Raw genomic sequence first — 7036 nt, forward strand, 5'->3', positions numbered from 1 at the left:
CCGCAGTCTTGCCGTCGACAGGAACGACGAACCAGGCGGTTCGGGTGCAATTGCATGCGACGGATGCGCGCGCGGTCCGGAAGGCGACAGCGCTGCCATCGGGCGATACCGAAATGTTGGCGATCTCGGTCATTTCGACGAGATCGTGCGCCGAAACCGGCACGCGCGATGCCGCGAGCGCCAGTGCGGCAAGCCCGATCACCATCCAATGATTGCCTGAACGGCGATGACTCGCCCGATCGCACTCGCCTGTTCGGGATCATAGCCGAGCGCCGAATCGAACAGCGGCAGATTGGCATAGGGCGGGTCGCGATCGAAGACGTTGGTGGCGCTCAGCGACAGCCGCATCGATTTGGCTGGCCCCGGCGCGGGGACGCTGACGCCGACCTGCAGGTCGACCGTGGTCCACGGCCGTATGTGCTCATTCGGCGTGACCGTTTGGTTGGTGTAGCCATCGGTATAGTTGACAAAGGCGGACGCGTCGAAAACGTCGTTCGACCATGACGCGCGCCCGCGCGCCCGCAGCTTGACAGGACCGCCGACCATTCCGACGATGTCGTTGACGGCAGCCGTCGGCGTGATCCGCTGGTTGATATGGAAAAGCCGCGTGCCCGAGACACCGATCGATGCCTTCCCCGACCCGAGATCATGGGCATAGCCGATATCGAAATCGAACCCGTCGATGACGACGCGTGCAAGGTTGAGCGTATAGCCGGTAACGATGGCCTGGATATCCGATGCGGCGATGTTGAACGGATTCTGGAACAGCGGATCGGCGTAATAGCTGGCCACCAGTGCTGCCGGGGGATTGTCCTGAATCAGCGATTGATAGACGTCGCGACGGACGAGATAGTTGAAGATATCGTCCGACGTCGACACGAGCCGGTCGCGATAGTCGATCCTGAAGTAAGTGGCGGAAGCCGTCAGCCCCGGCACGAGCGCCGGTCGCGCATCGATCCCCAGCGTCAATGTCCGCGTCCGTTCGGGGCCCAGATTCGCGGGGTAGCCGGCAAGCTCGAGCACATTCGTCTGTCCTGTCGGTGATTTGGGATCGGGCAGCGCGATCGGAAGATAGAGGTTTTGCGAGGTCCCGATCAGTTCGTCGAAAGTGGGTGCACGGAAAGAGGAGCCATAGGATGCACGCACCGACAGACCCGGCGTCGGCTGCCAGTCGAGCCCGATCTTCGGATTTCTGGTCGTGCCGAAATCGCTGTAATGTTCGATGCGACCGGCAAGCGAGAGCGTCAGCGTTCCCGGAAACCATGATACCATAGCAGGCGAGAGCAGCGGCACCGACAGTTCGCCATAGATCGAGTTGATGCCGCGCTGGCCGGGAAGCCCTGCCAGCATCGGATGCGTAATCGTGGCGCGTCGGTCCGACGTCGCCGAGAACGCCAGTCGCTCGTCGCGGTGGTCGAGCCCCGTGGCCAGCTTGACGCTTCCCGCCGGCAGATCGAATAAAGTGCCATCGGCATGAAGCCCTGCGGACCAGTTTTTCGCGATGCTGGCCTGCGAAAAACTACCGCGCACCGCAGCGATGGTCGTCGGATTGGTGTTGCTGCCGTCGCCGAAAACATTGAATGCCGTTGCCGGGTTCGAGTCCGCGAGCGCCGCGGCAAGCCGCGTGTCGTTGATGACATTGCCCCGCACGAGCGTCTCGCGCTGATGGCCATAGCTACCGGTAAGGTCGATCGTCCATCCCGCCCAGTCGGCCTTGACGCCGCCAACCAGTCCGAACGCATTGACCATGCCGCTGTGCGTTTCGAGGCCAAAATCGGGGAGAAAATCATAGTCCACGCTGACCGGCTGATGTGTGCCGATCGGATCGACGTAAAAGGCGTTGGAAACCGGAACGGTAACCGTCGATGGCCCATATTGACGCTGCCGCGCGTCGTAGCTGCGCCGTGCGTAAAAACCGTTACCGAAAAGCGACAGGCCATGGCCGATGTCCTGGTCTATCGATGCATAGCCGCTGAGCGTTTTTTGCGAGGGCAGGACGTCATAGGCCTGCTGCAGATCACGACGATTCTGCTGTCCGGGGATAAGCTGCGCGGCCGTGAGTTTCGTCCCGTTCTGGCCGGTGGGGATGCCGTAGATGCTGCCGTCATCGGCGATGATCGTTCCCGGATTGCCATAATCCGACCGATAGTCGGGTCCGCCGAAAGGGCGTAAGTCTTCGGCAACATACGGTCGGTCGCTGGCAGCCAGGCGTCCGCTCCGCGTATATTCGAGCGCGACCATGGCGCCGCCGTTCGACCAGCGTTTCCCGGCGATTTGCCCGAGCTGATGATCGCCAAAGTCACCATCCGCTGTCGCGCCGCGCAGCCGTGTCTCGAACCCCTCGAAGCGGTTGCGAAAACGCATGTTGACGACGCCGGCGACCGCGTCGGTTCCGTAAATCGCCGACGCACCGTCGGTCAGCACTTCGATCCGGTCGATCGCCACCGACGGGATCAGCGAGATATCGGCGAAGGAGCCGTTGGCGCCGGCGAGCGCGGGGCGGACGCCATCGTACAGGGTCAGCGTCGACGTGGGACCGAGTCCGCGCAGGTTGATGCTCGAACCGAATGTCGAATTGTTGCTGGCGCCACTGCGGATACTTTGCTGCGCCGTCGCCTCGTTGGGGCCGCCGCCAAAACTCTGCGGCAGTGTCGTCAGGACGGCTTCTTGTACCTGGTCGCCATCATGGATTGGGCGACGCGCAAAGTGCTAGCGTGGCGGCTGTCGAACACGATGGACGTCGGCTTTTGCGTGATGGCGTTGGAGGAAGCGCTGGCGCGCTTCGGCACCCCCGACATCTTTAACACCGACCAGGGCAGCCAGTTCACCAGCTTTGCCTTCACCGCCTTGCTGAAGGACGCCGAAATCCGCATCAGCATGGATGGTCGCGGCCGCTGGATAGACAACGTGTTCATCGAACGCCTGTGGCGATCGCTGAAGTACGAGTGCGTCTATCTCCATGCGTTCGAGACCGGGTCCGAGCTGCGGGTCGGGCTGACCCGATGGATCGGCTATTACAACGCGGATCGGCCGCACTCGGGGCTTGCAAGGCCAGACCCCGGATGAGGCCTATGGGACAAACAAAATGCAACTGGTGGCGGGGCTCGCCCCGCCACCGGCAACACTCCAACTGGCGGCATAATCAAAACCCGGGATTAGCTTAACTTCGCCGCCAAACTGTCCAAACAGGCGGGACCACCTCAAAGAGAGCTTCGGCTGCCACTGCTGCCGAAGCTCTTTTTTTTGAAAAAGAATGGAATTACCTATCGCCACTACGCGCGAAAGGTCAGCTTCAAATTACCTCTTCCCCGATAAGAGGCTCAAAGAGCCGAACAACGTTTTCCCCGTGCGATGATGCAAAATCACGCGGGTGGACAAAATTGGATTGGAACCAGGGATACACCTGCGGGTCGAACAGCCGCTTTAGCCAGTCGACGGCAGCCCTGATCGGCGGCGACCCTTTTGCTTCGGGATGATAATAGTAAAAAATGTCGAACTTCAGCCGAAAGGGGAGGTCGATCGGGATCAGCTTGCGCGTGACGCCAAGGGCGTAGGTTGGCATAAAAGCGATCCCGGCATTGTTAGCTACCGCCCAAAACAACGCGAGGCTGGAGTTAGTCCTGACGGGTAAGAAACCCGGCGGACGGTCTGTCCCAATCAATTGATCGAGCAAGCTCGATTTGACGCCTGGAGCAACCTGCTCAACGAATTGATGATTGCGGAGATCTTCGATCGAGGTCGGAATGCCATATGTATCAATGTAGCCACGTGACGCAAAGGGCATGAAATGCAGCGTGGCGAGTTTAGCCACGATGAGGTCGCTGTTCTTGGGCGGCGTCCAGACGATCGCCACATCGAGTTCTGAACTTCGGTCCGACTCCAAATCGTTGTCACAAATTAAGGAGATGGTTAGAGAGGGACAGGCCGCGTGCAATTCAAGCAACCTTGGAGTTAGCCATCCTGATCCAAGCGCTTCGCTGGCACCAATCCGAATCTCTCCTTGCCTAACAAGAGAGGACGACACTTGGTCCATCAAGTTTTCGCGCTTCCAAGCTCGTTGCGATAATATCTCGCGCCTGAATCGAATGCCTGGCTCGGTGATTTTCAAGCCCCGCGCTGAACGTAAAAAGAATGTCTCCCCACACTGTTTCTCAAGTCGGCTGAGACGCATTCTTAACGTGTTGATGGATGCTCGGGACTTGCTGGCGGCTGCGGTAAAACTTCCTGCATCCCCAATATCTATGAACGCTTGCACATCGTCGTACTTAAAACTGGTTTCGGTCGTAGTCATATTTGAGGTTTGAATACCCTCAACAGAGTGTTCATTATTTTGGATAGCTGAACTGAGTCTATGCATGATTATATTGCCCCTAACGCGGCAGCGCCCCGCACCGCGTTTATGAGAGAATGGTGCAATGAACATTGACTTTGCAACGCCCGATCCGAGCACTGCACAAATCTCTTTCAGTAAATCCTTTTACAAAATGGTAGCCAGAACAGCCATTCCATCAATGGCGATTGAGATCGCGACCAAAGTTGAAGTCGTTAACGCACTGAAAATAGCTCGAAAAGTTTTACCGATTGCCGATGGTTTGGTCATCGACGCGATCTGGAACCGCAATCCCGAAATATTTAGACTCATCCGAAACGGATCAGATTCAGCGGATGCGGCAATGCTGGCTTATCTTCCTTTGAATGCTGAGGGTGCAGCGGCCCTTATCGACGGACGGTTCGACGGGATCGCGCCTTGTCCTACCTGGATCTGTCGTCCCGGCGAGACGGCAGAGGCGACCTACATTTGGCTGGTTTTCACGCCCGGCCGTATGAGTACGGGGCTGCGTCTCGTGCAGGAAGTCGTCTTGCTCGGAGGAAACATTCCGGTGTTCGCCCGTCCAGCCAACACCGCATCAAATCGGATTCTCCTCGAGATTGGCCTCATTCAGGCAGCGCCTTTTTTCCCCGCCGCCCCCGACTGGCTCCTCGTCATTTTGCCAAGCTGTACTCCTTCTGTCGCAGCACCTGCCAAATCCAAAATCACGGTCCAGGTTGCCCGCACCATGGACGATATGATGAAGGTTTTTTCGGTGCGGTCAGCCACGTACATGGCCGAACAGTTCGCGACCTATGATGAAGAGTTTGACGGCAATGACTTTTGCGGAACCCACCTCATGGGTTGCATCGACGGCGACATCGGAGGCTGTGTGCGCATCCGCTATTTTGGCGACTTTGCCAAACTGGAACGCATGGCAGTACGCAGCGAATATCGAAACACGCGCTTGATGTATCATATTGCCTACGCATCGATCGAGCACTGCCGCCAAAAAGGATTTCGGCGACTCTACGCCCACGCCCGAGCAGACCTAGTCCCGCTCTGGTGCCGCTTCGGCGCTCGTCCCGTTCCGAACCGACCGACATTTAGCTTCTCTGACATCGAATTTCGGGAACTTGAAATGGACATAGAACCATCCTCGGATGCCATCAGATTTGGCGCAGACCCGATGGTGACGGTGCGTCCGGAGGGCGACTGGGACCGATTAGGGCCTCTCGATCGAGCGCAAATGCACCCCCGCAACAACAGAAAAGCCTTGATTGATCACAAAGTCAAAAGGATGTTGGGACGATGAACGCGCTGCCAGCCGATCTTCATCACCGGGCGCCACCCAGAAGCCCGGTCAACGAAGAGCTACTGAAAATTGCCGCCCGACTAACTGATCTCGCGACCGGCGGAGATCCGCACAATGAGTTGATCGGCTTCGCTGTCGTTTCCAATCCGTCGATCATGACATATGCAGCTTTAGTGAAGCGTTTGGTTGCCGATCGCCGACATCGGGAAAAGCATTTCGCCCCCGCTCTTTTTGCTGATCCCGTCTGGGATATATTATTGGACCTCTTTCTGGCTGAGACTGAGTCACGCCCGATATCAGTTTCGAGCGCGACGGTTGCTGCCAATATTCCGCCAACCACGGGTTTGCGCTGTATTGCGATGCTAACAGCAAAGGGGATGATTTTGCGAATTCCGGTCCCGCTGGATAAAAGGAAAATCTATCTCCAGCTGAGCAGCGAAACCTCGATTTCAATAAAGGCGTATCTCGATGATCTGGCTGCTCGTTGGTCAATCACGCTAATCGGGCTTTCGCACGCCGCGTTCCGTTAACCACAATAACGACAAAGTCGCGATAGCCTAACCAATCGAGCTTTCGATAATAGTTTTTACCGCATCGTCTGTACGCAGGCCCAGAGACATAATGGCATAGTCAAGATGCATGGCGGGCTCTGTATCACCAGTCGTGTCGAGGAGCTTAAGCGCATCTTCCATTTTCACATGAGCAGCCGTTCGCATCTCACCTACATCAGGCTTGATTCGTCTACCCTTAATTGTCATAGAAATCCTCCAATACGTCTTATCTCTTATATACGGCTTGGTAGATGAGTTCTTTATGAACGCAATCAAATGAGCCGATATTTTCGAACACAGAATTATATTGCGCCCGGCCATAAGCTTCTGGAAAGCTCTGTAGTGGCAAGGGGAAGCGTGATCTGCTCCCGTGCCATCTCTTGCAATGACCTGCCAAGAGAGAGCCAAATCCGAGGATTTGATTTCAATCGAGCATTTTCCTGCCTCGGTCATCAAGCTGGCGCACGTGGACAGTTCGCTTGAAGTCAGAAGGCATCGTAGCGGACAGGTCCTCACCGCGCCGGATTGGCAAGGCGCGTCCTGGCAGGAACGCTTGTTCCCTGACCCGCTGGCCCAAACTCCACCTTGAGGTTTTCAGGGTTGAGTGGTTCTGCGAACATTATAGCTCGCAACGACTGCCATCTGACGAGCAAATCATCGCAAACACATTAAAATTCCGACGCTTAAGGATGACATCTGTTCCGCTTCGCGGCAGACCGACCCCCGTTAGCATAGCCTGCGTGACCGACAGTTCGCGAATTTTCACGGATATCTCGCCGCTCGTCGTCATCAATGAAGCCACAAGTAATGTCCGACGGCTTTCGCCAACTTGCCAATGCTCGGTGCCACTCGCGACATTCA

General features: G+C 56.9%; 7 protein-coding genes and 1 pseudogene. 3 read left to right on the forward strand and 5 right to left on the reverse strand.

The genetic code is table 11. The features are described 5' to 3' along the window. Together Q0R02_RS07640 and Q0R02_RS07645 are read right to left on the reverse strand one after the other, a co-directional pair. The coding region (locus tag Q0R02_RS07640) for a hypothetical protein (RefSeq protein WP_293882130.1) at window positions 1-205 on the reverse strand (205 nt) is incomplete at its 3' end. Next, window positions 199-2691 (reverse strand): TonB-dependent receptor, encoded by a 2493-nt coding sequence (locus tag Q0R02_RS07645; RefSeq protein ID WP_367271445.1) that lies wholly within the window; start codon window positions 2689-2691, stop codon window positions 199-201. The genes Q0R02_RS07640 and Q0R02_RS07645, both read right to left, overlap by 7 nt. Here Q0R02_RS07645 and Q0R02_RS07650 point away from each other — a divergent pair. Continuing rightward, window positions 2656-3142 (forward strand): annotated as a pseudogene (locus Q0R02_RS07650) (transposase); the annotation flags it as partial. The gene Q0R02_RS07645 and the pseudogene Q0R02_RS07650 overlap by 36 nt on opposite strands. Before the next feature lie 150 nt (window positions 3143-3292). Here Q0R02_RS07650 and Q0R02_RS07655 read toward each other — a convergent pair. Next, window positions 3293-4291: a LysR family transcriptional regulator gene (locus tag Q0R02_RS07655; protein ID WP_293882132.1), complete on the reverse strand. Its 999-nt coding sequence runs from the start codon at window positions 4289-4291 to the stop codon at window positions 3293-3295. Between the two features lie 124 nt (window positions 4292-4415). Here Q0R02_RS07655 and Q0R02_RS07660 point away from each other — a divergent pair, with 124 nt between their 5' ends. Both Q0R02_RS07660 and Q0R02_RS07665 read left to right on the forward strand, forming a co-directional pair. Then, window positions 4416-5624, forward strand: coding sequence for a GNAT family N-acetyltransferase (locus Q0R02_RS07660; protein WP_293882134.1), 1209 nt, complete (start codon window positions 4416-4418; stop codon window positions 5622-5624). Further along, window positions 5621-6154 carry a hypothetical protein gene (locus Q0R02_RS07665; protein ID WP_293882136.1) on the forward strand — a complete coding sequence of 178 codons (534 nt, stop codon included), beginning with the start codon at window positions 5621-5623 and terminating at the stop codon, window positions 6152-6154. Before Q0R02_RS07660 ends, Q0R02_RS07665 begins: the two co-directional genes overlap by 4 nt. A 27-nt stretch (window positions 6155-6181) precedes the next feature. On the opposite strand, the gene Q0R02_RS07670 is transcribed toward Q0R02_RS07665, so the two are convergent. Both Q0R02_RS07670 and Q0R02_RS07675 read right to left on the reverse strand, forming a co-directional pair. Beyond that, on the reverse strand, window positions 6182-6628 hold the full coding sequence (locus Q0R02_RS07670) for a hypothetical protein (RefSeq protein WP_293882138.1): 447 nt from the start codon (window positions 6626-6628) through the stop codon (window positions 6182-6184). A 166-nt stretch (window positions 6629-6794) separates the two neighbouring features. Then, on the reverse strand, window positions 6795-7036 hold a 242-nt coding region (locus Q0R02_RS07675; RefSeq protein WP_293882140.1), incomplete at its 5' end, for a hypothetical protein.

The sequence above is a fragment of the Sphingomonas sp. genome (genome assembly GCF_025353885.1).
Taxonomy (GTDB): Bacteria; Pseudomonadota; Alphaproteobacteria; order Sphingomonadales; family Sphingomonadaceae; genus Sphingomonas_O.

Bases quoted from the DNA above. Each gene is read 5' to 3' on its own strand.
- Q0R02_RS07670 (WP_293882138.1), bottom strand. From the start codon at position 6,628: ATGACCGAGGCAGGAAAATGCTCGATTGAAATCAAATCCTCGGATTTG.
- Q0R02_RS07665 (WP_293882136.1), top strand. From the start codon at position 5,621: ATGAACGCGCTGCCAGCCGATCTTCATCACCGGGCGCCACCCAGAAGC.
- Q0R02_RS07660 (WP_293882134.1), top strand. From the start codon at position 4,416: ATGAACATTGACTTTGCAACGCCCGATCCGAGCACTGCACAAATCTCT.
- Q0R02_RS07655 (WP_293882132.1), bottom strand. From the start codon at position 4,291: ATGACTACGACCGAAACCAGTTTTAAGTACGACGATGTGCAAGCGTTC.